This window comes from Geobacillus jurassicus NBRC 107829 (genome assembly GCF_001544315.1).
Taxonomy (GTDB): Bacteria; Bacillota; Bacilli; order Bacillales; family Anoxybacillaceae; genus Geobacillus; species Geobacillus jurassicus.
In genome coordinates this window covers 22434-46079 of record NZ_BCQG01000008.1, presented here as the reverse complement: position 1 = coordinate 46079, position 23646 = coordinate 22434, and the positions used below count along the sequence as shown (strand labels likewise).

At 55.2% G+C, this 23646-nt stretch carries 26 protein-coding genes; 25 read left to right on the top strand and 1 reads right to left on the bottom strand.

Going from position 1 to position 23646, the window contains the following annotated elements:
• Positions 1 to 143 precede the first annotated feature (143 nt).
• The 23 genes from GJ1_RS03750 (at position 144) to GJ1_RS03650 (ending at position 21671) form a co-directional block, all read left to right on the top strand.
• Positions 144 to 1439, top strand: a complete 1296-nt coding sequence (locus GJ1_RS03750; protein ID WP_066228663.1) for a replication-associated recombination protein A — start codon at positions 144 to 146, stop codon at positions 1437 to 1439.
• A gap of 66 nt (positions 1440 to 1505) precedes the next feature.
• Complete coding sequence (locus GJ1_RS18265) at positions 1506 to 1652, top strand: hypothetical protein (RefSeq protein WP_157068353.1); 147 nt, start codon at positions 1506 to 1508, stop codon at positions 1650 to 1652.
• A complete protein-coding gene (cymR, locus tag GJ1_RS03745) occupies positions 1649 to 2065 on the top strand; it encodes a cysteine metabolism transcriptional regulator CymR (RefSeq protein ID WP_066228660.1) in 417 nt (138 codons plus the stop codon). The genes GJ1_RS18265 and cymR overlap by 4 nt, the downstream gene beginning before the upstream one ends.
• Positions 2066 to 2104: 39 nt before the next feature.
• A complete protein-coding gene (locus GJ1_RS03740; RefSeq protein WP_066228657.1) occupies positions 2105 to 3250 on the top strand; it encodes a cysteine desulfurase family protein in 1146 nt (381 codons plus the stop codon).
• A gap of 6 nt (positions 3251 to 3256) precedes the next feature.
• Positions 3257 to 4372 carry a tRNA 2-thiouridine(34) synthase MnmA gene (gene mnmA / locus GJ1_RS03735; RefSeq protein WP_066228654.1) on the top strand — a complete coding sequence of 372 codons (1116 nt, stop codon included), beginning with the start codon at positions 3257 to 3259 and terminating at the stop codon, positions 4370 to 4372.
• Between the two features lie 88 nt (positions 4373 to 4460).
• A complete protein-coding gene (locus GJ1_RS03730; protein ID WP_083509931.1) occupies positions 4461 to 5123 on the top strand; it encodes a tetratricopeptide repeat protein in 663 nt (220 codons plus the stop codon).
• Between the two features lie 18 nt (positions 5124 to 5141).
• Complete coding sequence (recD2, locus tag GJ1_RS03725) at positions 5142 to 7502, top strand: SF1B family DNA helicase RecD2 (RefSeq protein WP_066228651.1); 2361 nt, start codon at positions 5142 to 5144, stop codon at positions 7500 to 7502.
• 25 nt (positions 7503 to 7527) lie between these two features.
• Positions 7528 to 7995: a PRC-barrel domain-containing protein gene (locus GJ1_RS03720; protein ID WP_066228646.1), complete on the top strand. Its 468-nt coding sequence runs from the start codon at positions 7528 to 7530 to the stop codon at positions 7993 to 7995.
• 20 nt (positions 7996 to 8015) lie between these two features.
• Complete coding sequence (locus tag GJ1_RS03715) at positions 8016 to 8207, top strand: YrzR-like zinc ribbon domain (RefSeq protein WP_025949318.1); 192 nt, start codon at positions 8016 to 8018, stop codon at positions 8205 to 8207.
• 11 nt (positions 8208 to 8218) lie between these two features.
• Positions 8219 to 8353, top strand: coding sequence for a YrzQ family protein (locus GJ1_RS17585; RefSeq protein WP_083509930.1), 135 nt, complete (start codon positions 8219 to 8221; stop codon positions 8351 to 8353).
• 121 nt (positions 8354 to 8474) lie between these two features.
• A complete protein-coding gene (locus GJ1_RS03710; RefSeq protein WP_066228642.1) occupies positions 8475 to 9536 on the top strand; it encodes an AI-2E family transporter in 1062 nt (353 codons plus the stop codon).
• A 317-nt stretch (positions 9537 to 9853) separates the two neighbouring features.
• Complete coding sequence (gene alaS, locus GJ1_RS03705; RefSeq protein ID WP_066228639.1) at positions 9854 to 12490, top strand: alanine--tRNA ligase; 2637 nt, start codon at positions 9854 to 9856, stop codon at positions 12488 to 12490.
• A gap of 67 nt (positions 12491 to 12557) precedes the next feature.
• Positions 12558 to 12824, top strand: coding sequence for an IreB family regulatory phosphoprotein (locus GJ1_RS03700; RefSeq protein ID WP_015375467.1), 267 nt, complete (start codon positions 12558 to 12560; stop codon positions 12822 to 12824).
• A 3-nt stretch (positions 12825 to 12827) separates the two neighbouring features.
• Positions 12828 to 13244, top strand: a complete 417-nt coding sequence (gene ruvX / locus GJ1_RS03695; RefSeq protein WP_066228635.1) for a Holliday junction resolvase RuvX — start codon at positions 12828 to 12830, stop codon at positions 13242 to 13244.
• 15 nt (positions 13245 to 13259) lie between these two features.
• The gene (locus tag GJ1_RS03690; protein ID WP_066228736.1) at positions 13260 to 13559 is read left to right on the top strand and encodes a DUF1292 domain-containing protein; all 300 of its coding nucleotides are present in this window, start codon (positions 13260 to 13262) and stop codon (positions 13557 to 13559) included.
• A 154-nt stretch (positions 13560 to 13713) separates the two neighbouring features.
• Positions 13714 to 14805: an endolytic transglycosylase MltG gene (gene mltG, locus GJ1_RS03685; RefSeq protein ID WP_066228632.1), complete on the top strand. Its 1092-nt coding sequence runs from the start codon at positions 13714 to 13716 to the stop codon at positions 14803 to 14805.
• Between the two features lie 207 nt (positions 14806 to 15012).
• Entirely contained in the window at positions 15013 to 15666 is a 654-nt protein-coding gene (locus GJ1_RS03680; protein ID WP_066228628.1) for an O-methyltransferase, read from the top strand.
• Positions 15663 to 16592 (top strand): peptidase U32 family protein, encoded by a 930-nt coding sequence (locus GJ1_RS03675; protein WP_066228625.1) that lies wholly within the window; start codon positions 15663 to 15665, stop codon positions 16590 to 16592. Before GJ1_RS03680 ends, GJ1_RS03675 begins: the two co-directional genes overlap by 4 nt.
• A gap of 18 nt (positions 16593 to 16610) precedes the next feature.
• Entirely contained in the window at positions 16611 to 17879 is a 1269-nt protein-coding gene (locus tag GJ1_RS03670; RefSeq protein ID WP_066228621.1) for a peptidase U32 family protein, read from the top strand.
• A 1-nt stretch (position 17880) separates the two neighbouring features.
• Positions 17881 to 18516 (top strand): uridine kinase, encoded by a 636-nt coding sequence (udk, locus tag GJ1_RS03665; protein WP_066228618.1) that lies wholly within the window; start codon positions 17881 to 17883, stop codon positions 18514 to 18516.
• 108 nt (positions 18517 to 18624) lie between these two features.
• A complete protein-coding gene (gene greA, locus GJ1_RS03660; protein ID WP_066228615.1) occupies positions 18625 to 19101 on the top strand; it encodes a transcription elongation factor GreA in 477 nt (158 codons plus the stop codon).
• Positions 19102 to 19207: 106 nt separating this feature from the next.
• Positions 19208 to 20980 carry a peptidoglycan D,D-transpeptidase FtsI family protein gene (locus GJ1_RS03655; RefSeq protein WP_066228612.1) on the top strand — a complete coding sequence of 591 codons (1773 nt, stop codon included), beginning with the start codon at positions 19208 to 19210 and terminating at the stop codon, positions 20978 to 20980.
• Between the two features lie 64 nt (positions 20981 to 21044).
• The gene (locus GJ1_RS03650) at positions 21045 to 21671 is read left to right on the top strand and encodes a YrrS family protein (protein WP_066228609.1); all 627 of its coding nucleotides are present in this window, start codon (positions 21045 to 21047) and stop codon (positions 21669 to 21671) included.
• 187 nt (positions 21672 to 21858) lie between these two features.
• On the opposite strand, the gene GJ1_RS03645 is transcribed toward GJ1_RS03650, so the two are convergent.
• Positions 21859 to 22068, bottom strand: a complete 210-nt coding sequence (locus GJ1_RS03645; RefSeq protein ID WP_066228606.1) for a YrzA family protein — start codon at positions 22066 to 22068, stop codon at positions 21859 to 21861.
• A 193-nt stretch (positions 22069 to 22261) separates the two neighbouring features.
• On the opposite strand from GJ1_RS03645, the gene GJ1_RS03640 reads away from it, so the two are divergent.
• Together GJ1_RS03640 and mtnN are read left to right on the top strand one after the other, a co-directional pair.
• Positions 22262 to 22909, top strand: coding sequence for a class I SAM-dependent methyltransferase (locus tag GJ1_RS03640; protein WP_066228603.1), 648 nt, complete (start codon positions 22262 to 22264; stop codon positions 22907 to 22909).
• A gap of 15 nt (positions 22910 to 22924) precedes the next feature.
• Entirely contained in the window at positions 22925 to 23629 is a 705-nt protein-coding gene (mtnN, locus tag GJ1_RS03635) for a 5'-methylthioadenosine/S-adenosylhomocysteine nucleosidase (RefSeq protein WP_066228600.1), read from the top strand.
• Positions 23630 to 23646 lie beyond the last annotated feature (17 nt).

Here is a 23646-nt window from a genome sequence, read left to right as displayed (position 1 = left end):
GTCGATGTCCCCTTGGGGAGATGCCGATGTATGGGAGACGCCCTCTCATGCCGGCAACAAACAGTCCCATTCGTCCCACATGGATCGACGGCATCGAATAATGTCTGCGAACAAAGCGCCATCAATCTCGAGGAGGGGTCGGCATGCCCACAACGACGGAGCCGCTTGCGCTGCGAATGCGTCCGCGGACGATTGATGAAATCGTAGGGCAAGCCCATATCATCGGGCGGGAGACGCCGCTTTACAAAATGGTGAAAAAAGGATATGTACCATCGCTGTTGCTGTATGGGGAGCCAGGGACGGGGAAGACGTCGCTTGCTTACGCCATCGCCCGCACTGCTGGGCGGGAGCTCGTTGCCATCAACGCGACATCAGCCGGAAAAAAAGAGATCGAAGAGGCAGCCGAAGCGGCGCGCTGGTCAGGGAACGTCCTGCTGTTTATCGACGAAATCCATCGGCTGAATAAGGCGCAGCAAGATGTCTTGCTCCCCCATCTTGAATCAGGGCTTATCACTTTGATTGGAGCGACGACGGAAAATCCGTTTCATGAAGTCAACCCGGCGATCCGCAGCCGGTGCGGGCAAATTCAGCAGTTAAAACGGCTTGAGCCGGCCGATTTGCTCGTCATTTTAAAACGGGCACTCGCCGATCCGGAGCGGGGCGTCGGGGCGCAGACGGTGATCATCGATGACGCGCTGTTATGGCGCATCGCCGAAGCGGCCGGCGGGGATGCGCGCGTGGCGCTGTCGCTCCTTGAGGCGGCTGTCGCCGCCGCTGATGAACGCGACGGCTGCCTTTACATTGATGAAGCCGTCGTTGCCTCGTGCACAGCGAACCGTGGATTCACCCATGACAAGTACGGTGATCATTACTATTCGCTGTTGTCCGCGTTCCAAAAAAGCGTGCGCGGCAGCGACGTGGACGCCGCGCTCCACTATTTGGCGCGCCTGCTTGAAGGCGGCGATTTGGCGTCCGTCTGCCGGCGGCTGCTCGTCATTGTTTACGAAGACATCGGGCTCGCCAATCCAATGATGGGGGTAAAGGTGCAAGCGGCGGTGTCCGCGGCGGAACGGCTCGGGCTGCCGGAGGCGCGCATTCCGCTTTCGGTTGTGACGATCGAGCTTTGTTTGAGCCCGAAATCGAACAGCGCCTACAAGGCGCTTGATGCCGCTTTAGCCGACGTGCGCGCCGGCAAGCTCGGCGACATCCCTGACCATTTGAAAGACGCCCATTACAAAGGAGCGGCCGCGCTCGGCCACGGACAAGGGTACTTGTATCCGCACGACTACCCGAATGGTTGGGTGGCGCAAGCTTATTTGCCATCTGTTCTTGAAGGCGTCCGCTATTATGAACCGAAAGAGCATGGCGAGGAAAAGCATTACGCCAAAGTATACCGTCGGCTTGAGCAGTTGAAACAAGAGGGCAAGGTTCGGCCGTGAAGGGAAGAGGCTTTTATGGTATAATAACACAGGCGATTGACTGAACAGAGGAGTCGCGTGTTTACAATGGTGCATCCATTTACCCCAAGGCTGCGTTGGGGCATTTATTTTGCCGGCTTGGCGCTGCCGCAATGCCGGAAGATGACAAGCCGCTTTGTTGCGGCCGGCCGGCGCTCAGGTGCAAGGGTGAAGCCGTTAGGGGGGATAAAATGAAAATTTCGACGAAAGGCCGATATGGGCTGACGATTATGATCGAATTGGCGAAAAAATATGGCGATCGCCCGATCTCGCTTCGTTCGATCGCCAAGGCGAACAATTTATCGGAACATTATTTAGAGCAGCTCGTCACGCCGCTGCGCAACGCCGGGCTTGTCAAAAGCATCCGCGGAGCGTATGGCGGCTACGTGCTTGCTGAGCATCCGGCGAAAATTACCGCCGGCGACATTTTGCGCGTGCTTGAAGGGCCGCTGACCCCAGTCGAGGAGCTCGACGAGGAAGAGCCGGCGAAGCGCGAGCTATGGATTCGCATCCGCGATGCGGTCGAGGAAGTGCTCGACAGCACGACGCTCGAAGATTTGGCGAAGTATAGCGACGGGGATGAAGGGGCATATATGTTTTATATTTAAAAGCACATTAAAAGCACAGAAAGGAAAGGAGAATGGCTGTTGGAACGGATTTATTTGGATCATGCGGCAACGTCTCCGGTCCATCCGGACGTGGCGGCCGGCATGGTCCAGTGGATGACCGAACAGTTCGGCAACCCGTCAAGCATCCATTATTTTGGCCGGCAAAGCCGCCGGGCGGTCGATGAAGCGCGAGCCGTTGTCGCCCGTTCCATCGGGGCGAAAGAGACGGAGATCGTGTTTACAAGCGGCGGCACTGAGGCGGATAACTTTGCGGTCATCGGAACGGCCATAGCGAACCGCGGCCGCGGCTATCATATTATTACGACCGCCATTGAGCATCATGCGGTGCTGCGCGCTTGTGAATACTTAGAGAAGCACGGGTTCGAGGTCACGTATTTGCCGGTTGACGAACAAGGGACGGTATCGGCAGAGGATGTCAAGGCCGCGCTGCGCGATGAGACGATTTTAGTGTCGGTCATGTTTGCCAACAACGAAGTCGGCACGATCCAGCCGATCCGCGAAATCGGCGCGCTGCTGCGCGATCACCCGGCTTACTTTCATACCGATGCCGTACAAGCATACGGGCTTCTTCCGATCGATGTGAATGAATACGGGATTGACTTGCTGTCGCTTTCGGCGCATAAAATCAACGGTCCAAAAGGAAGCGGGGCGTTGTATGTTCGGGAGACGGTCCGCATCACTCCGCTTCTTTTCGGCGGCGAACAAGAGCGGAAACGGCGCGCTGGCACAGAAAACGTTCCCGGCATCATCGGTTTGGCGCAGGCGGCGGAAATCGCCGAGCGGACAAGGGAGGAGAAACGCCGGCAATATACGGCGTGGCGTGAGGCGATGCTTGCGATTTTCCGCTCCTCCGGAATCGATTATGCGGTCAACGGCAGCCCGGATGGCTTGCCGCATATTTTGAATGTCGCCTTCCCAGGAACGAACGTCGAATCGCTGCTTGTGAACTTGGATTTAGCCGGCATTGCCGCTTCAAGCGGGTCGGCGTGCACGGCCGGGTCGATCGACCCATCGCACGTGCTTGTTGCGATGTGCGGAAGGCAGTCGGAGCGCATCCGCTCGTCCGTCCGCTTCAGCTTTGGGCTCGGCAATACGACGGAACAAATTGAGCGGGCGGCGGAAGAAACGGTGAAGATCGTCAAACGGCTCACTAAAGGGGGGTGAAACAGAGTGAATAAAGCGCCGCACGAAACGCGTGTAGTCGTCGGCATGTCCGGCGGGGTCGACTCGTCGGTCGCCGCGCTGCTGCTCAAAGAACAAGGATATGATGTGATCGGCATTTTTATGAAAAACTGGGACGACACCGATGAAAACGGCGTCTGCACGGCGACAGAGGACTACGAAGACGTCGTGCGCGTCTGCAACCAAATCGGCATCCCGTACTACGCGGTCAACTTTGAAAAGCAGTATTGGGACAAAGTGTTTACGTACTTTTTGAACGAATACAAGGCCGGGCGCACGCCGAACCCGGATGTGATGTGCAATAAAGAAATCAAGTTCAAGGCGTTTTTAGAGCACGCCATGTCGATCGGCGCCGATTACGTTGCGACCGGCCATTACGCCCGCGTCGAGTTTCGCGACGGCGAGTACAAAATGCTGCGCGGAGCCGACCGGAACAAAGATCAAACGTACTTTTTAAACCAACTCGGCCAAGCCCAGCTGTCGAAAGTGATGTTTCCGATCGGTCATTTGCACAAAGCCGATGTGCGTCGGATCGCGAAAGAAGCCGGGCTCGCCACCGCTGAAAAAAAAGACAGCACCGGCATTTGCTTTATTGGCGAGCGCGATTTCAAAGAATTTTTAAGCCACTATTTGCCGGCCCAGCCGGGAGTGATGAAAACGCTCGACGGTGAAGTGAAAGGTCGGCATGACGGCGTCATGTATTATACGATCGGCCAACGCCATGGCCTAGGCATCGGCGGCAGCGGCGAACCGTGGTTTGTGGTCGGCAAAGACGTGCGCGAAAACGTGTTGTATGTCGCCCAAGGGTTTGAAAACGAATATTTGTATTCCACCTCGCTAAAAGCGGTCGATGTCAACTGGGTGTCTGACCGCAAGCCGGAAGCGCCGTTTCGCTGTACGGCGAAATTCCGCTACCGCCAGCCGGATATCGGCGTGACCGTTCACCCGCTTGCAGACGGCAAGGCAGAGGTCGTGTTTGATGAACCGGCGCGGGCGGTGACGCCGGGACAGGCGGTCGTTTTTTACAACGGTGAGGAGTGCCTTGGCGGCGGCACGATCGACGAAGTGTTCCGCAACGGTGAAAAGCTTTGGTATGTCGGTTGACCGCCTTGCCGGCGCGCGGGATCTTCCATTGCCGCTTTAGGATAGCGGATGTTGCTTGAAAATCACGTTGAATCAGGGGGGATGGGCGGTGGCCAATTTCAACGAACAAGGCTTGGCGTATATGCGCGAAGGAAAGTATGAGGAAGCCATCCGCTGTTTTTCCGCGGCGGTCGGAGAGCATCCGGACGACCCGGCCGGCTATATCAACATCGGCACCGTGCTTGCCGCAGCCGGCGAGGAAGAGAAGGCGCTTGAGTGCTTCCGGCAGGCGCTTAGGCTTGACGAGCGGGCGGCAGCCGCGTATTACGGCATCGGTACGGTGCATTACAAACGCGGACAATTTGCCCTGGCGAAAGACATGTTCGAGCGGGCGCTCGGGCTCGGGCTCGATGACGCCGATACGCATTTTATGCTCGGCATGTCATTATGGCGGCTTGAGATGCCGCGGCTGGCGCTGCCGTATTTGCAGCGGGCGGCCGAATTGAACGAAACAGATGCCGAAGCGCTCTTTCAGCTTGGCCTTTGCCTCGCCACTCTCGATTACGTCGATGAGGCGAAGCGCTATTTCGAAAAAACATTGGAACTCAACCCGCACCATGCCGATGCATACTACAATTTAGGCGTCATTTATGCGTACAAGGATGACCTCCATGCCGCCCGCGCCATGTTTGCCGCCGCCTTGGACGCCAAGCCCGATCACGTGCTTGCCGGGTACGGAAAGAAACTGATGGAAAAGCGGCTTGCGCCGTAAAAAGGCAGGGGAAGGCTGTTGCAAGAGCAACAAACGCTTGCCCTTGACGGGCGTACGTTCATTAAAGGGGTATGCTTAGCCGTCATTTTTCATAACGAGGAAACGCTGTATACGGTCGTCCGTGTGCGCGTTGAGGAAACGAACGAAGCGCTCGGCGAGGAAGAAGTCGTCGTCACTGGCTATTTTCCGCTCCTAAACGAAGGGGACGTCTACGTCTTTTACGGACAATTCCGCCACCACCCGCGTTTTGGCCGCCAATATGCGGCCGAACAATTCCGCAAACAGCTCCCAAACACGAAAGAAGGGGTCATTCATTATTTATCGAGCGGGTTGTTTAAAGGGATCGGCAAAAAAACAGCCGCCGCGATTGTGGAGGCGCTCGGCGAAAACGCGATTGCGGTGATTTTGCGCGATCCGGGGGCGCTTGAGCGGGTGCCGAAGCTGACGAAGAAAAAAGCGAAGCAGCTGTATGAATCGCTCCGCGCCCACGAAGGGCTTGAACAGACGATGATCGCCCTTGCCCAGCTTGGATTTGGCCCGCAGCTGGCCATGAAAATTTACCAGGCATATGGCGAAGAAGCGATCGACATCATCCACGAGAACCCGTACCAGCTCGTTGAGGATATTGAAGGGATCGGCTTCGGCCGAGCGGATGAAATCGGCCGCCATCTTGGCATTTCCGGCAGCCATCCGGCCCGGCTGCGCGCCGCCTCGTTGTTTGTTCTCGAGCAAGCATGCTTGCAGGAAGGGCATGTTTATTTGCGCGAGGAAGAGCTGATTGACCGCATCGGGAGGCTGCTCGAAGGAAGGCCGAGCGGCGCCGTCGATGGACAAGCCATCAGCCAGATGCTCCTCATGTTAAGCGAAGAAGGAAAGCTGATCGCTGAGCAAGGCCGCTATTATCTTCCGTCTCTTTATTTCGCCGAAAAAGGAATCGTTTCAAACATTCGGCGTCTGCTCGGGCAGACGCCGCCTGCAGCGTTTGCTGAGTCGGAGTTTTTGCTGGCGCTTGGGGCGCTTGAAGAGAGGATCGGCATACAATTCGCCCTCCAGCAGAAGGAGGCGATCCAACGGGCGCTTTCCTCGCCGTTGTTTATTTTGACCGGCGGCCCGGGAACGGGAAAAACGACGGTGATCAAAGGCATTGTCGAGCTGTTTGCCGCGTTGAACGGCTTGTCGCTTGACCCGGCTCATTACAAAAACGGCGAGCCGTTTCCGGTGTTGCTCGCCGCGCCGACCGGCCGGGCGGCGAAGCGGATGAGCGAGGCGACCGGACTGCCGGCGGCGACGATCCATCGGCTGCTCGGCTGGAACGGGGCGGAGGGGTTCAGCCGCGATGAAAACGAGCCGATTTCCGGCAAGCTGCTTGTCGTTGACGAGATGTCGATGGTCGACACATGGCTCGCTAACCAGCTGTTAAAAGCTGTGCCAAACGGCATGCAAGTCATTTTCGTCGGCGATGAGGATCAATTGCCGTCCGTCGGTCCGGGGCAAGTGCTGAAAGACTTGCTGCGCTCAGGCGTCGTGCCATCGGTTCGGCTGACGGAAGTGTATCGCCAAGCGGAAGGGTCGTCGATCATCGAGCTGGCCCACGCGATGAAACGAGGCATCGTGCCGGCCGATGTGACCGCCCCGAAGGCGGACCGTTCATTCATCCGCTGCCGCGCCGGACAGGTCGTCGACGTCGTGCGGCAAATTGCTGACAACGCGCGCAAAAAAGGATTTTCCGTGAAAGACATTCAAGTGCTTGCTCCGATGTATCGCGGTCCGGCAGGCATCGATCAATTGAACAAAGCGCTTCAAGAGCTGTTCAACCCGCCGGCCGAGGGGAAGCGGGAGCTGTCGGTCGGCGAGGTCGTCTATCGTGTCGGCGATAAAGTGCTTCAGCTTGTCAACCAGCCGGAAGACAACGTCTTTAACGGCGACATCGGCGAAGTCGTCGCCATTTTTTACGCCAAAGAAAATACGGAAAAGCAAGACTTGCTCGTCGTCTCGTTTGACGGTATTGAAGTGACGTACACCCGGCAAGATTTAGGGCAAATTACCCATGCGTACTGTTGCTCCGTCCACAAAGCGCAAGGAAGCGAATTTCCGATCGTCATTTTGCCTGTCGTCAAAAGCTATTACCGGATGTTGAAGAGGAATTTGCTGTATACCGCGGTGACAAGAAGCAAACAGTTTCTCATTTTGTGCGGCGAAGAGGAGGCGTTTCGGTTCGGCGTCGCCAAGCAAGGCGATGAGGCGCGCCAGACGGGGCTCGCTGAGAAGCTGGCGGGGGCGGTGATGCCGCTTGTCGAGGGCGAGCTGCCGCTTGAAGACGCGAACATAGGAATGGAAAACGTTACGCCGTATGACTTTATGGTCGATGAGTCAAGCTAAAGGTGGCTGGAAAGGTGGGAGAATCATGCGGACGTTTTCCGACATCAAAGGGCTTCCCATTTACGAACAAACGACGGGAAAAATGGTCGGAACGATCGCTGACATTTGGTTTACCAGCCACGGCGCGGTCAAAGGGTTTGTTGCGGAACGGAGCGGCTTGTTTGGCCGCCGCCGCTACTTGCCGCTTTCGGCCGTGCAATCGTTCGACAACGAGCGGATCATCATCCGCGATTCGGGCAGCTTCCAGCCGTTTCCTTCTCCTGACAGCGGCCACTCTCTTTACGGTGAACGCGGCCTCGCCGGCAGCATGGTTGTCGCCGCGGACGGAACAACGATTGGATTGCTCGATGACGTATATTTTGACGGGCAGTTGGGAAAAATTGACGGATACGAGATCAGCGAGGGATTTTTTTCCGATCTGACCGCAGGAAAAAAACGAATGGATCCGGCTCCGTTCACCGCCAAAGAAGGAGTTGTCACCGTTGAAATCTAAGGTAAGGAGAGTGGCTGTCGATGCTCATTTGCCCGAATTGCAAGCGGAAAAACTTAGGGAAAATCGGCGTCAACCAGTACTATTGCTGGGACTGCTTTATTGAGCTGTCGGTCTCAAAAGGAATGATTCACGCCCATCAAGTGGAAGAAGATGGGACGCTGAGCTCCCTGGATGACTTGTTCGATGACCATGAGCGAATGATCCAATTTTAGGGGGGACACGCATGAACCGGACAATGACATCGCTGTTGGCAGTCGGGTTAGGCGTCGCCGCTTATCAGCTTGCTCAGCGCAACAACTGGATCAACGGCCGCACGATGCGGAGAATGCGCCGCCGCTTGATGCAGGCGATCCGTTGATGGCGCTGCCGCCCCAGCTCTTGCGGCGGGGGCGGCGGTTTGTAATTGTAAAATAATGTTAAAAAACGACAAAGGCATATTTTCTGCCCCGTCTCCTACACTAACGGTAGGAGGTGTGGCGATGGGCGAGCAACAATGGCTGTCGTTCTTTCGCATCGGAAAATGGCTGCTGATTACGGCGATCATCTATTTAATCGTCCGGATGAAGGACGTTTGGTGGCCGGTTGTCGACTTTGTCGCCGCCGCCTTGACCCCTTTTTTGCTGGCCGCGTTCATCACCTATTTGCTTTATCCGCTGGTGGAATACATTCATAGCAAAGGGATGCCGCGCGCGTTCGCCGTTTTGCTCATTTATTTGCTCTTTTTCGGCTCGATCGGTTACGGCCTGTACCGTGGCGTACCGGTGCTGATCGCTCAGCTGCGCGAACTGGATGAACAACTGCCGTCGTTGATGAATACATATCGCCAATGGGCGCGCTACATTCACGATGAAACGTCGACGTGGCCGATGGAAGTGCATACGCGCATCGAAACGATGTTTGTCGAGCTTGAGCAGACGGCCGCCGCCGCTGTCACGATGGCCATTGACGCCGCCAAATCGTTCATCGGCTCGGCAGCGACGTTGTTTCTCATCCCGTTTATCGTCTTCTATATGTTAAAAGACATCGATGTGCTGAAAAAAGCAGTTTGGTACATGACGCCAAAACAGTGGCGCGAGCCGGGAATGGCGTTTTTGAAAGATGTCGATGAGTCGCTCGGCGGCTACATCCGCGGCCAGCTGTTCGTCTGTGCGGCGATCGGCTCGGCGGCGGCGCTCGGTCTGTGGCTTGCCGGCATGGATTATCCGCTCTTGCTTGGTTTTGTCATTGGTGTGACGAACATCATTCCGTATTTCGGCCCGCTGATCGGCGCGGTTCCGGCGGTCATTTTGGCAGCGACCGTGTCGCTGAAAATGGTTGTCATCGTTCTTGTCATCATTTTTACGTTGCAGTTTCTCGAGGGGAACGTCTTGTCGCCGCTCATTGTCGGCAAAAGTGTGCATATGCACCCGCTTGTCATTATGCTCGCCCTTTTTGCCGGTGGCGAACTCGCCGGCGTGCCCGGCCTGATTTTAGCCGTTCCAACAGCGGCGGTGCTGAAAGTGGCCATCGCCCACTGGAAAGAGCATTATGCCCCGCATTGACAAACGGCTGCTGCTTGTCTATAATCTTTCAATGAAAAAGCGAATACATAACGCGATGACGGATCGAGTATGTTGCAGTCCATCTTAACGCGCTTTGGCGCACAGAGAGGAATTTCCGCGGCTGAAAGAAATTCCAGATGAAGGGCAACAGAAGGCTAATCCGGAGCGCAGGCAAAACCTGACGCAAGGCTGCGTTACGGCCAAAGAGGCGATGGGCGTCCTTTTGCCCATAAACAGGGTGGTACCGCGAGCGCAACTCTCGTCCCTGCAGGGGATGGGAGTTTTTTTATAGTAAAAAAGCAAAGGGGAGGATCATCATGAAAAAGCTGACATCCGCCCAAGTGCGGCGCATGTTTTTAGAGTTTTTCCAAGAAAAAGGCCATGCGGTTGAGCCGAGCGCCTCGCTCATTCCGGTCGACGACCCGTCGTTGTTGTGGATCAACAGCGGCGTCGCGACGTTGAAAAAATATTTTGACGGGCGCATCGTTCCGGAAAACCCCCGCATTTGCAATGCGCAAAAATCGATCCGCACCAACGACATCGAAAACGTCGGGAAAACGGCGCGCCACCATACGTTTTTCGAGATGCTTGGCAACTTTTCGATCGGCGATTACTTCAAGCGCGAAGCGATTCATTGGGCATGGGAGTTTTTGACGAGCGACAAATGGATCGGCTTTGATCCAGCACGGTTGTCGGTCACCGTCCATCCGGAGGATGAGGAAGCGTACAACATTTGGCGCAATGAGATTGGCCTGCCGGAGGAGCGGATCATTCGCTTAGAAGGAAACTTCTGGGACATCGGCGAAGGCCCAAGCGGTCCGAACACAGAAATTTTTTACGATCGCGGCGAAGCGTTCGGCAACGATCCGAACGATCCGGAGCTGTACCCGGGTGGGGAAAACGACCGCTATTTGGAAGTATGGAACCTTGTCTTTTCGCAGTTCAACCATAACCCTGACGGCACGTACACGCCGCTGCCGAAGAAAAACATCGACACCGGCATGGGGTTGGAGCGGATGTGCTCGATTTTGCAAGACGTCCCGACAAACTTTGAAACCGACCTGTTCCTGCCGATCATTCGCGCGACGGAACAGATCGCCGGTGAGCGGTATGGCGAAGATCCGGAAAAAGATGTTGCCTTCAAGGTGATCGCCGACCATATTCGCGCGGTGACGTTTGCGATCGGCGACGGGGCGCTGCCGTCGAACGAGGGCCGCGGCTATGTGCTGCGCCGCTTGCTCCGCCGCGCGGTGCGCTATGCAAAACAGATCGGCATTGAACGCCCGTTTATGTACGAACTCGTCCCGGTCGTCGGCGAAATTATGCACGATTACTATCCAGAAGTAAAGGAAAAAGCCGATTTCATCGCCCGTGTCATCCGGACGGAAGAAGAGCGGTTCTATGAAACGCTTCATGAAGGGCTCGCTATTTTGGCGGAAGTGATTGAAAAAGCGAAGGCAGAAGGAAGCCGCGTCATTCCGGGCGAGGAAGCGTTCCGCCTGTATGATACGTACGGCTTCCCGGTCGAGCTGACGGAAGAGTACGCCGCCGAAGCGGGCATGACGGTCGATCACGCCGGCTTTGAGCGCGAAATGGAGCGGCAGCGCGAACGGGCGCGCGCGGCCCGGCAAGATGTCGATTCGATGCAAGTGCAAGGCGGAGTGCTTGGCGATATTAAAGACGAAAGCCGGTTTGTCGGTTATGACGAACTCGTCACCGCCTCTACGGTCATTGCGATTGTCAAAGACGGACAGCTTGTCGAGGAAGTCAAAGCCGGCGAAGAGGCGCAAATCATCGTCGATGTCACGCCGTTTTACGCCGAAAGCGGGGGGCAAATCGCTGACCAAGGGGTGTTTGAAGGCGAAACAGGGATGGCGGTCGTCAAAGATGTACAAAAAGCGCCGAACGGCCAACATCTCCATGCGATCGTCGTTGAGCGCGGGAAGGTGAAAAAAGGCGCCCGCTATACGGCGTGCGTCGATGAAGCGAAGCGGGCTCGCATCGTGAAAAACCATACGGCGACCCATTTGCTCCATCAAGCGCTAAAAGATGTGCTCGGCCGCCATGTCAACCAAGCTGGGTCGCTTGTCGCTCCGGACCGGCTCCGTTTTGACTTCACCCATTTCGGGCAAGTGAAGCCAGACGAACTCGAGCGCATCGAATCCATCGTCAATGAACAAATTTGGAAGAGCCTTCCGGTTGACATTTTCTATAAACCGCTCGAGGAAGCAAAAGCGATGGGCGCCATGGCCTTGTTTGGCGAAAAATACGGCGACATCGTCCGCGTCGTCAAAGTCGGCGACTACAGCTTAGAGCTGTGCGGCGGCTGCCATGTGCCCAACACATCAGCGATCGGGCTGTTTAAAATCGTCTCCGAATCCGGCATCGGCGCCGGCACACGCCGGATTGAAGCGGTGACTGGGGAAGCGGCGTACCGTTTTATGAGCGAACAGCTGGCCATTTTGCAAGAGGCGGCGCAAAAACTGAAAACAAGCCCGAAAGAGTTGAACGCGCGCCTTGACGGGCTGTTTGCCGAGCTGAAAGAGCTCGAGCGCGAAAACGAATCGCTCGCCGCCCGCCTCGCCCGTATGGAAGCGGAGCACCTCACCCGACAGGTGAAAGACGTAAACGGCGTGCCGGTGTTGGCGGCGAAAGTGCAGGCGAACGACATGAATCAATTGCGGGCGATGGCCGACGATTTGAAGCAAAAGTTAGGAACGGCGGTCATCGTGCTGGCGTCCGCCCATGGAGGAAAGGTACAATTGATCGCCGCGGTGACGGACGATTTAGTGAAAAAAGGGTTCCATGCCGGCAAGCTGGTGAAAGAAGTGGCGTCGCGCTGCGGCGGCGGGGGCGGCGGGCGTCCGGACTTGGCGCAAGCCGGCGGCAAGGATGCGAACAAAGTCGGCGAAGCGCTCAGTTATGTCGAAACGTGGGTGAAATCCGTTTCCTAATCAGCGTGGATCGTGTACAATGGATGTAAAAGGACGGGGTGCGTGAATAAGGAGCGAGGTGGAAACGGTGAGCTCGTTTGATCAAACGATGCAGTTTCATTTTTCCGAGGAGCCGGCTGAGACGAACGTTCGTGAGGTGCTGTTGACGGTGTATGACGCCTTGCAGGAAAAAGGCTACAACCCGATCAATCAAATCGTCGGCTACTTGCTGTCCGGCGACCCGGCTTACATTCCGCGCCATAAAGATGCGCGCGCGCTCATCCGCAAAATCGAGCGCGACGAATTAATCGAGGAATTAGTGAAATTCTATTTACAGGGGCAACGAAAGGACTAACCGATGCGAGCGCTAGGATTGGATTTTGGAACGAAAACGCTCGGCGTCGCGGTGAGCGACGAACTGGGCTTGACGGCGCAAGGGTTGGAGACGATTTCCATCGATGAGGAGCGCGGCGACTACGGCTTAAAGCGGCTGCGCGCCATCATCGATGAGTACGGCGTCGATACGATTGTCGTCGGATGGCCGAAAAACATGAACGGTACGCTCGGGCCGCGCGCCGAAGCGAGCGAGCGGTTCGCGGCCAAGCTGCGCGAGGAGTTTTCTTTGCCGGTCGTGCTTTGGGATGAACGGCTGTCGACGATGGCCGCCGAACGGATGTTGATTGCCGCTGATGTCAGCCGGAAAAAGCGGCGGAAGGTGATTGACAAAATGGCGGCGGCCGTCATTTTGCAGTCATACTTGGACAGTAAACGGTGAATGGGAGGAAAAAACATGGAGCATGGAGACCGCCATATTACGGTGATTGATGAACACGGCAACGAGCAGCTGTGTGAAATTTTGTTTACGTTTGAATCGGACGATTTTGGCAAGTCGTACGTATTTTACTACCCAGTCGGCGCAGAGGAGGAAGATGAAGACGGCGAAACAGAGGTGCACGTTTCCGCCTTTATTCCCGGCGATGAAAACAAAGAAGGCGAACTGCTCCCAATTGAGACAGAAGAAGAGTGGGACATGATCGAAGAAGTGTGGAACACGTTTTGCGCTGAACAGGAAGACGAAGACGATGAATAACAGAACAGCAGGCGGCATACAGCCGCCTTGTTTTTTGTAGGCAAACGAGATACGGGCTCAGCTCCTCCCTTCCCGGCTTGGCGTTTTTTCGCCGTCGGGGGCGAAACATGCGGAATTTTGTAGTATAATATGGCCGGGTGAAAGGAGAATGGAGATGGAGAAGAACGGTTTCAAGGGGCAAGAAGCGAGGTTTGTGCGACGCATGGTCTTCATCGTTTGCGCCGTCCTGCTGGCAGCGCTCGTCATCGTGGGCGCCAGCAGTTTCTTATACATCCGCTCAGCGCTGAAGCCGGTCGATCCCGATGATCGCACTCCGGTTCATGTATCGATTCCGGTCGGTTCGACGGCGTCCGACATCGCCGAGCGGCTTGAACAGAAGCGGCTCATTAAAAGTGCGGCCGTGTTTCGCTTGTACGTCCGCTGGAAACACGAATCCGGTTTCCAGGCTGGAGAGTACGAGCTGACGCGGGCGATGTCGATGGCGCGCATCATCGAGCTGTTAAAAACGGGAAAATCGTTGAAAATCGGATTGAAGCTGACCGTTCCGGAAGGGTCGCAATTGGTGCAAATCGCCGACCTTATTGCCGCCAAAACGGGATACAAGCATGAGGACATTATGAAGCTGCTCAACGACCGGGCGTACATTGAACGGCTGATGAAAGCTTATCCGGATGTATTGACCAAGGACATCTTCGATAAAGCCGTCCGCTACCCGTTGGAAGGCTATTTGTTCCCGGCGACGTATGTGTTTGCCGACAAAAAACCGCCGCTTCCGGAGATCATTGAGGCGATGGTTGCCAAAACAGCTGCGGTGCTCGACGCATATCAGGCAGCGATGAAAGAAAAGAACATGTCGCCGCATCAGCTGCTGACGCTCTCATCGCTCATTGAGGAAGAGGCGACGGAAAAAGCCGACCGCGAGAAAATTGCCAGCGTGTTTTACAACCGTTTGCGCATCGGCATGCCGCTGCAGACCGACCCGACCGTTTTGTATGCCCTCGGCCAACATAAAGAGCGCGTGTTGTATAAAGATTTGCAAGTCGATTCGCCGTACAACACGTATATGCATAAAGGGCTGCCGCCGGGGCCGATCGCCAACGCCGGCGTCATGTCGATCAAAGCGGCGCTCGAGCCGGCGGAGACCGACTATTTGTACTTTTTGGCAACGCCGGCTGGCGAGGTCATTTTTACGAAAACGTTGGCCGAGCATAACCGGGAAAAAGCAAAATACATTGGGAAACAATAGATCAAAACGGAAGTTGATGGCCAGCCGGGTGAAACGGCTTCGCTTTTCCGCTGTTTTATGGTAGTATAAATAAAGTTGAGTTGAACAGACCGACGATAAGAGTCCGCTTGCGGCTCTTATTTTTCATGACGATAAAGCGCAAATGCCGGGTTGCGGTTCAACCTTTGGCGAGCGCTTTTCACTTTGCTGATGGGGGAGGAATTCCTCTTGCTTTCTGATGACATCGTTTCGTACTTGCAGCGGTTGCGTCCGGCGCCGGATGTGGACATTGAGGAGATGGAGCAATACGCTCGCGAACATCGCGTGCCGATCATGGATCCGGTGAGTATGGAAGTGCTACTGTTTGTGTTGAAGCTGGCCAAGCCGCACCGTATTTTGGAAATCGGCACGGCGATCGGCTATTCGGCGATCCGGATGGCAAAAGCGCTGCCGGATGCGCGCATTGTGACGATCGAAAAAGACCGGGAGCGGTACGAGCGTGCCCGTTTTTATATCGAAAAAACGAACACCATGCAGCAAATCGAGGCCGTGTTTGGCGATGCGCTCGCGGTCAGAGGGCAGATCGCGGCCGCCGCGCCGTTTGATGTGTTATTTATTGATGCCGCCAAAGGACAATATGAACGCTTTTTTACGCTCTATGAGCCGCTTGTCGCTGCAGAGGGCCTCATCATCAGCGACAACGTCTTGTTTAAAGGGCTCGTCGTCGCCGAAGCGCCGGCAGACAATAAGCGGCGGTGGAACATCGCCCAAAAAATCCGCCGCTACAACGAATGGCTCATGAGCCGAAGCGACTATGACACGGTCATCATCCCAGTCGGCGACGGGCTCGCCATATCGAGAAAACGAGGTGAAGAACAATGAAAAAACCGGAATTGCTCGTGACTCCGACGAGCGTTTCCCATATCGACGAGCTGGCTGCAGCCGGGGCGGACGCGGTCATCATCGGCGAGCAGCGCTACGGTTTGCGGCTTGCCGGCGAATTTTCCCGCAATGATGTCGCTGCCGCCGTCAAAGCCGCCCACCGGCACGGCATGAACGTGTACGTGGCGATGAACGCCATCTTCCATAACGATAAAGTGGATGAGCTTGGCGACTACGTCGCATTTTTGGCCGATGTCGGCGCTGACGCCATCGTTTTCGGCGATCCCGCAGTGCTCTTGACCGTCCGGGAAACGGCGCCGCACATGAAGCTCCACTGGAGCACGGAAACGACGGCGACGAACTGGTATGCGTGCAACTATTGGGGCCGGAAAGGGGCGAAGCGCGCCGTTTTGGCCCGCGAGTTGAACATGGACGCCATTTTGGAAATCAAAGCCCATGCTGAAGTGGAAATCGAGGTGCAAGTGCACGGCGCAACGTGCATGTATCAATCGAAGCGCTCGCTGATCGGCAGCTATTTTGAATATCAAGGGAAAGTGATGGAAGTTGAACGGAAGAAGTACGAAAAAGGGATGTTTCTCTACGACAAAGAGCGCGGCAACAAATATCCGATTTTTGAAGATGAAAATGGCACGCATATTATGAGCCCGAACGATCTTTGCATCATTGACGAGCTCGGCGACATGGTCGAGGCCGGCATCGACAGCTTTAAGATTGACGGCATTTTGCATGAGCCGCGCTACATTACGGAAGTGACGAAGCTGTACCGCCGCGCCATCGATTTGTGCGCCGCTGACCGCAAACGATACGAGCGGGAAAAAGATGAACTGCTTGCAGCGGTTGAAGCGCTCCAGCCGCCGCATCGCCGCATTGACACCGGATTTTTCTTCAAAGAAACCATTTACTGAGAAAAGGAGGGAAGCGGCATGCTCTTGAAAAATGATCGCATTTCCGAGATCATTGACGGCAAGCGAGTCATTGTGAAAAAACCGGAGCTGCTCGCCCCGGCCGGCAACTTGGAAAAACTGAAAATCGCCGTCCATTACGGCGCGGACGCCGTCTTTATCGGCGGCCAAGAATACAGCTTGCGCGCCAACGCCGACAACTTTACGATTGAGGAAATTCGTGAAGGGGTTGAATTTGCGAACCGGTACGGCGCGAAAGTGTATGTGACGGCCAATATTTATGCCCATAACGAAAACATTCCCGGCTTGGACGACTATTTGCGGGCGTTAGAGGATGCCGGCGTTTCCGGCATCATCGTTGCTGACCCGCTCATTATCGAAACAGCGCGCCGGGTGGCGCCGAAGCTTGAAGTGCATTTAAGCACGCAACAATCGCTTACCAACTGGAAAGCGGTCCAATTTTGGAAAGAGGAAGGGCTCGAGCGGGTTGTGCTCGCTCGTGAAGTGGGCGCAGAAGAAATCCGGCAGATCAAAGAGAAAGTCGATATTGAAATCGAGGCGTTCATCCATGGGGCGATGTGTTCCGCCTACTCCGGCCGCTGTGTATTGAGCAACCATATGACGGCGCGCGACTCAAACCGCGGCGGATGCTGTCAGTCGTGCCGGTGGGATTACGATTTGTATCAGTTCTCCGACGACCGGGAAATTCCGCTGTTTGCTGAAGGGGACGCTCCGTTTGCCATGAGCGCGAAAGATTTGAACTTAATCCGCGCCATTCCGGCGATGATTGAACTTGGTGTCGACAGTTTGAAAATTGAAGGGCGGATGAAATCGATCCATTACGTGGCGACGGTTGTCAGCGTGTATCGGAAAGTGATTGACGCCTACTGTGCCGATCCGGACCATTTCACGATCCGCGAAGAGTGGGTGCGGGAGCTTGAGAAATGCGCCAACCGCGAGACGGCGCCGTCGTTCTTTAACGGCTTCCCGGATTATACAAACCATATGTACGGTACGCACAGCCGGAAAACGACGCATGAGTTTGCCGGCTTGGTGCTAGGCTACGACCCGGAAACCGGCATCGCCACCGTCCAGCAGCGCAACCATTTCCGTCCTGGCGATGAAGTCGAATTTTTCGGCCCGGAAATTGAGAACTTCACCCAAGTGATCGATACAATTTGGGATGAAGACGGCAATGAGCTCGATGCGGCCCGCCACCCGCTGCAAATCGTGAAATTTAAGGTCAAGCGCCCTCTCTTCCCGTACAACATGATGAGAAAGGAGAATTAAGATGGGGAAGAAGCCCGTTGTCATCGGCGTCGCCGGCGGCTCCGGTTCGGGCAAGACGAGCGTCGCCCGCGCGATTTATGACCATTTTGGCGACCGCTCGATTCTTGTTTTGGAGCAGGACTTTTACTACAAAGACCAAAGCCATCTTCCATTTGAAGAACGGCTGAAGACAAACTACGACCATCCGCTGGCGTTTGACAACGATTTGTTGATTGAGCACATTCATAAGCTGCTTCGCTATGAGCCGATTGACAAGCCGGTGTATGACTATACGCTGCACACCCGCTCGAGCGAAGTCATTCGCGTCGAGCCGAAAGATGTCATCATCGTCGAGGGCATTCTTGTCTTAGAGGACGAGCGGCTTCGCAACTTAATGGACATTAAAGTGTATGTCGACACCGACCCGGACATCCGCATCATCCGCCGCCTCATCCGCGACATTAAAGAGCGCGGCCGCACGTTCGATTCGGTCATCGAGCAATATTTGTCCGTCGTCCGGCCGATGCACAATCAATTTGTCGAACCGACGAAGCGCTACGCGGACGTCATCATTCCGGAAGGCGGGCAAAACGTCGTCGCCATCGATTTAATGGTGGCAAAAATTCGCACAGTTCTTGAACAAAAATCGTTTTTATAATAACATAACAGAGACAAAACAATATATTATATAACAAGTAAGCGTACGAACAGTTGTTTTTCTGTTCGTACGTTTTACATAATGCAGAACTATAGAGGAGTGAGATGAATGGCGAACGAAAAGCAGTATCCAATGACGAAAGAGGGAAAAGAGAAACTGGAACAAGAACTCGAGTACTTAAAAACGGTCAAGCGGAAAGAAGTGGTGGAGCGCATTAAAATTGCGCGCGGGTTCGGAGATCTGTCAGAAAACTCGGAATACGACGCCGCGAAAGACGAACAAGCATTTGTCGAGTCGCGCATCCAAATGCTTGAAAATATGATCCGCAACGCGGTGATCATTGAAGAAGACAAAGAAAACCCGGACGTCGTCTCGCTCGGCAAATCGGTCACGTTCGTTGAGCTCCCGGACGGTGAAGAAGAGACGTATACGATCGTCGGCAGCGCCGAAGCCGACCCATTTGAAGGGAAAATTTCCAACGATTCGCCGATCGCCAAATCGCTGCTCGGCCGCCGCGTCGGCGATGAGGTGACGGTGCAAACACCAGGCGGGGAAATGCTTGTGAAAATTGTGGCCGTAAAATAACAAAGCGGCTGATTGGAGCGGGCGGCGCGCCAAGCGAGAAAATGGCCGCCGCTTGACGTTTCAAATGGAAACACCTCGTCAAGACTGATGATGAGGTGTTTTCTTTATGTGGAGAAAACGGACGATCGTCATGCTTGCTCTCATTCAATTGGGCTTGTTGTTGCTTGTCGGGCGGTTGGCGCAAATCCAGCTCATTGACGCCGAGTCGTTTGCCAATCATAATTTAATTGCCGAAAGCGTCGACCAACGGACGCAGGAGCTGATGATCGATGATGGGCGCGGCTCGTTTGTCGATCGGAACGGTGCGCCGCTCACGAAGCGGTACGTGCCGTCGCTTGTCTTATTTCCATTTTTGTCGACGATGAAATGGCCGATCGAGCAAGTCGCCCGCATCGCCGGTGTCTCTGAAGAAGAGATTCGCCGCCAGCTTGAGCGGGCGAACGGCCCGTTTGTCTTAGAGAAGGATGGCGAACCTCTCGCCTTGAGTGCCCTGCAAATGAAAGAAATCAACGATTTGCGCATTCCGGGGGTATTTGCCGTCAACAAGCAATATCCGTTGGAAACGGTGTACGCCCCGCATTTGCTCGGCTTCACCCGTCCGGATCGTGAGCTGATCAAGAAGCGTTATCCGAAACGGACGCTGCCGCCAAAGGCCGAAGTGGGCATTCAAGGGCTTGAAAAAGCGTTTGACGAATTTTTGCTCGCCGACGGCGAAACGAAGCTGCTTTATCACGTCGATGCCCAAGGGCGGCCGCTGTTTGGGCTTGATGTCAAATACAGCGACCCAGGCAACCCGTTTTATCCCGTCACCGTGCAAACGACGCTTGACCGCGGCGTGCAGCAAGAGATGGAACGGATCGTCGATCGATACGGGCTAAAAAAAGGCGGCCTTGTTTTGCTGGATATTGAAACAAACAGCGTGCTCGCCATGGTCAGCCGCCCAAACATGGACCCTCGCGATCCGTATAAAAATCGTGGGGCGGAAAACCAAATGGTGCTGCCGCAAGTCCCCGGTTCGATTTTTAAAACGGTCATTGCGGCTGCAGCGCTTGATGAGGGGCTCGCTTCGTTTGAGACGACCTTTGACTGCAGTCGAAAAATTGACGGCAAAACACGCGATGAGGAGCATGATTACGGCATGCTTGATTTAGCAGACAGCTTTGCCGTCAGCTGCAACAATGCTTTCGCCACGCTCGGCAAACAGCTCATCAAGCATGACCCAGATGCGTTTGAGATGTATGCGGAAAAGCTCGGGCTGTATCCGACAGCCGGCTGGGAAGGAGCGGTGTACCATGAGGAGCGTTTCCGTCAGTTCCCCGAAGAGCGAAACGGAACAATTTGGCACGACCCGCGCGACAAGAGAGTGCCGCTTGCGGTGGCGCAAACCGCCATCGGACAAAAAGATGTGCGCGTCTCGCCGCTTGGCGTTGCCAACATGATGGCGACGATCGCCCGCGGCGGCGAAGCGCTCAAGGTGCGGGCCGTTGACAAAGTGCTGTATAAAAATGGCACGATGCTCTTTTCGTTTCCGCCTGAGCCAGCTTCGGACATGGAGTCGATCGCGCCGCAGACAGCCGAAGAGCTTCAGCAGCTTTTGCGCGGCGTCGTCACGAAAGAAGACGGCACCGGCCGCCGCTTCCGCACGTTGCCGTATTCGGTCGCCGGCAAATCCGGGACAGCGGAGACAGGAAAAACGGACGGCGGCGCCGAATGGATCAATAAATGGTTTGCCGGCTACTTCCCGGCCGACCGCCCGAAATACGCCCTGGCTGTCGTTGAGCTTGATTGCCCGAGCGGGCGCGCCGTGGCGAACGACGTGTTTGCCGCCGCGGTCGAGGCGCTTTACGCTTACGACCGCACCAAAAACGAAGGGGAATAACGAATGGATGTAAGGAGAACACCATTTTCAGCATGAAGATCATCAAAAGAAGGGAGAGGAGACGGTGGCGCAAACGGGAACGCGCTTTGCCGCCCGCGCCAAGCGGCGGAGAATCAACCGCTGGCTCAACGGAGCCATTGCGGTGGTTGTGCTGCTCATTCTCATTGTCGGTGGGAATTTGCTGTTTGGCGGCGAACCGGGCGAGAAGGCGGTCGATCGCGGAGCCAAAACAGAGGCGGCCAACGCGAAGCGAGTGGAAGTGGAAACGGGCGCGTCGACGGCGCCGGCGGAGGAGGAAGGCACCGCTTCCGCTGATGAACAGAGCGAACCGGCTGATGAAACGAGCGAATCGAACGTGACAGAAACGCCGGGCCCGCCGGGGTCGAACGTTGAAAAAGAAATCGTCAACCCGGCATGGCAACCGATCGGCACGACGCAATCCGAGCCGCATGAAACGGTGTTTCAGAAAGATTCGGTTGACTGGAAGGAAATGCTTGATGCGGTCAGCTATGCGACCGGCATCGCTCCGGAGGAGATGATCGTTTGGTTCATCGGCAACAACGGGCCGAACAAAGCGGTCGCCACCATTTCGCAGAAAGATCAAACCGCCCATTACAAAGTGTATATTGAGTGGGTGACGAACGAAGGCTGGAAGCCGACGAAAGTGCAAAAGTTGAAGCAAAAGCCGTAGCGGCGCCAGAAAAATTGAAGAAGTTCGTTGACTGCAAGCGGCAAACGATGTTGGCCCGTTGGCCGCGGCAAAACATACGAAGGTGTCCCAAAAGGTTCGGGACACCTTTTCTTACGGTTGTGTATACGCATCCAACACGATCAACACAGGCATGCATAGAAGAACAAGGCCTTTTGGGACAGCCTTGTCATTTTTTCGCTTTGAAATGAACGACCGCGCTGTACCACCGCTTCCCGTTTTCCGTGATGTGCATTTGATGCGAGACATGGTAGACGGAAAGCAAGAGCGCCTTGTTATGTTCAATTTGTTCGTTGATTTTTTTCTCGAGCGCCCGCAAATCGTCGGCTTCAAAAAATTCGATTTTATCCTCGATCAAATCAAGGGAAATGTTAGGCATCGCTCTTCCTCCTTTCCATTGTCAGTGTAGCAAATTTTCCCGCCCTCATCCACCGGCGTGCAAGGGGGAACAATACGAATGAGGCAAGCACGATCGTTGAGCGAGTAAAAAACATATGCTACAGTAGGAGCAGACGAACGTTCAAAACATACTATAATGATAGGAATTATAAACTTTTGCGGAGTGTGACGATATGGGCAGAGAGTTTCTCGATTTGTTTGAACAATGGGCAGAGTCGTACGACCGATCGGTCGAAGGATATGATGAGCAATACAGCGATGTGTTCGCCGGCTATGACCGCATTTTGAGCACAGTTGCCGACAAAGCCGGCCAAGTTGTGCTCGAGTTTGGCGTCGGCACCGGCAATTTGACGAAAAAACTGCTTGAGCGCGGCAAGAAAGTGTATGGCATCGAGCCGTCGGCGCCGATGCGGAAAAAGGCGGCGGAAAAACTCGACGGGCGGGCGGTCATTATGGACGGCGATTTTTTGCAATTTCCGCTGCTGCCGGAACCAGTCGATACGATCGCCAGCACGTATTCGTTCCATCATTTGACCGATGCTGAAAAAGATGAAGCGCTGGCCAAATATAGCCAGTTGCTCTGTCCTAGTGGTAAAATAGTGTTTGCCGATACGGCGTTTCGTGACAAAGAGGCGTTCCGCCGGGCGGTTGAGGCTGCCCGGGCGCGCGGCTTTCACGACTTGGCCGACGATTTGGAACGCGAATATTATACAACGCTTGACGTATTGGCGTCGCTGTTTGCCAAGCATGGCTTTTCCGTCTCCTTTGCGCAGCAAAATGCATTCGTCTGGGTGATGGAGGCGGTGAAACTAACGACATAGGAAAGAGGGAGAACGATGAAGGCAGCCATTATCGGAGCAATGGAAGAAGAAGTGGCCATTTTGCGCTCGCGCATGGATGGACGGGAGGAAACGGTCATCGCCGGGTGCGAATTTTCGACTGGCCATCTTGACGGCGTGGAGGCGGTGTTGTTGAAATCCGGGATCGGCAAAGTGAATGCCGCGATGGGAACGACGCTTCTCCTTGACCACTTCCGCCCTGATTTCGTCATCAACACTGGGTCGGCCGGAGGATTTTTGCCGTCGCTGCGCGTCGGCGACCTCGTCATCTCCGAGGAAGTCGTCCATCATGATGTCGATGTGACCGCGTTCGGCTACGCCTACGGGCAAGTGCCCGGCCTGCCGGCGCGCTACCGGGCGGATGAGGCGCTTGTCGATGCGGCGAAGCAGGCGGCGGCGCAGCTCGAGAGCCTGCAGGCAGTGACCGGGTTGATTGCCACCGGCGATTCATTTATGAATGATCCAAAGCGCATCGAATTTGTGCGCAGTCAGTTTCCGGAACTGTGCGCCGTCGAAATGGAGGCGGCGGCCATCGCCCAAGTGTGTGTGCAGTTCGGCACGCCGTTTGTCGTGATTCGCGCATTGTCGGATATTGCCGGCGAAGAGTCGGACGTATCATTTGAACAGTTTTTGGAGACGGCGGCGAAACATTCAGCCGAACTCGTCTTGTCTATGCTTTCCGTTATGAAGGAGAGACGCTAGGAAACAAAACGCCGCCG

Excerpts from the sequence above, each read along its gene's own strand:
- GJ1_RS18265 (WP_157068353.1), top strand. The coding sequence starts at position 1,506 with ATGGTGCATCCATTTACCCCAAGGCTGCGTTGGGGCATTTATTTTGCC.
- GJ1_RS17585 (WP_083509930.1), top strand. The coding sequence starts at position 8,219 with ATGAACCGGACAATGACATCGCTGTTGGCAGTCGGGTTAGGCGTCGCC.
- GJ1_RS03645 (WP_066228606.1), bottom strand. The coding sequence starts at position 22,068 with ATGCCTAACATTTCCCTTGATTTGATCGAGGATAAAATCGAATTTTTT.
- GJ1_RS03690 (WP_066228736.1), top strand. The coding sequence starts at position 13,260 with ATGGAGCATGGAGACCGCCATATTACGGTGATTGATGAACACGGCAAC.
- mtnN (WP_066228600.1), top strand. The coding sequence starts at position 22,925 with ATGAAGGCAGCCATTATCGGAGCAATGGAAGAAGAAGTGGCCATTTTG.
- cymR (WP_066228660.1), top strand. The coding sequence starts at position 1,649 with ATGAAAATTTCGACGAAAGGCCGATATGGGCTGACGATTATGATCGAA.
- GJ1_RS03670 (WP_066228621.1), top strand. The coding sequence starts at position 16,611 with ATGCTCTTGAAAAATGATCGCATTTCCGAGATCATTGACGGCAAGCGA.
- mltG (WP_066228632.1), top strand. The coding sequence starts at position 13,714 with ATGGAGAAGAACGGTTTCAAGGGGCAAGAAGCGAGGTTTGTGCGACGC.
- ruvX (WP_066228635.1), top strand. The coding sequence starts at position 12,828 with ATGCGAGCGCTAGGATTGGATTTTGGAACGAAAACGCTCGGCGTCGCG.
- greA (WP_066228615.1), top strand. The coding sequence starts at position 18,625 with ATGGCGAACGAAAAGCAGTATCCAATGACGAAAGAGGGAAAAGAGAAA.
- GJ1_RS03655 (WP_066228612.1), top strand. The coding sequence starts at position 19,208 with ATGTGGAGAAAACGGACGATCGTCATGCTTGCTCTCATTCAATTGGGC.
- udk (WP_066228618.1), top strand. The coding sequence starts at position 17,881 with ATGGGGAAGAAGCCCGTTGTCATCGGCGTCGCCGGCGGCTCCGGTTCG.
- GJ1_RS03720 (WP_066228646.1), top strand. The coding sequence starts at position 7,528 with ATGCGGACGTTTTCCGACATCAAAGGGCTTCCCATTTACGAACAAACG.
- GJ1_RS03675 (WP_066228625.1), top strand. The coding sequence starts at position 15,663 with ATGAAAAAACCGGAATTGCTCGTGACTCCGACGAGCGTTTCCCATATC.
- GJ1_RS03715 (WP_025949318.1), top strand. The coding sequence starts at position 8,016 with ATGCTCATTTGCCCGAATTGCAAGCGGAAAAACTTAGGGAAAATCGGC.
- GJ1_RS03640 (WP_066228603.1), top strand. The coding sequence starts at position 22,262 with ATGGGCAGAGAGTTTCTCGATTTGTTTGAACAATGGGCAGAGTCGTAC.
- GJ1_RS03710 (WP_066228642.1), top strand. The coding sequence starts at position 8,475 with ATGGGCGAGCAACAATGGCTGTCGTTCTTTCGCATCGGAAAATGGCTG.
- GJ1_RS03750 (WP_066228663.1), top strand. The coding sequence starts at position 144 with ATGCCCACAACGACGGAGCCGCTTGCGCTGCGAATGCGTCCGCGGACG.
- alaS (WP_066228639.1), top strand. The coding sequence starts at position 9,854 with ATGAAAAAGCTGACATCCGCCCAAGTGCGGCGCATGTTTTTAGAGTTT.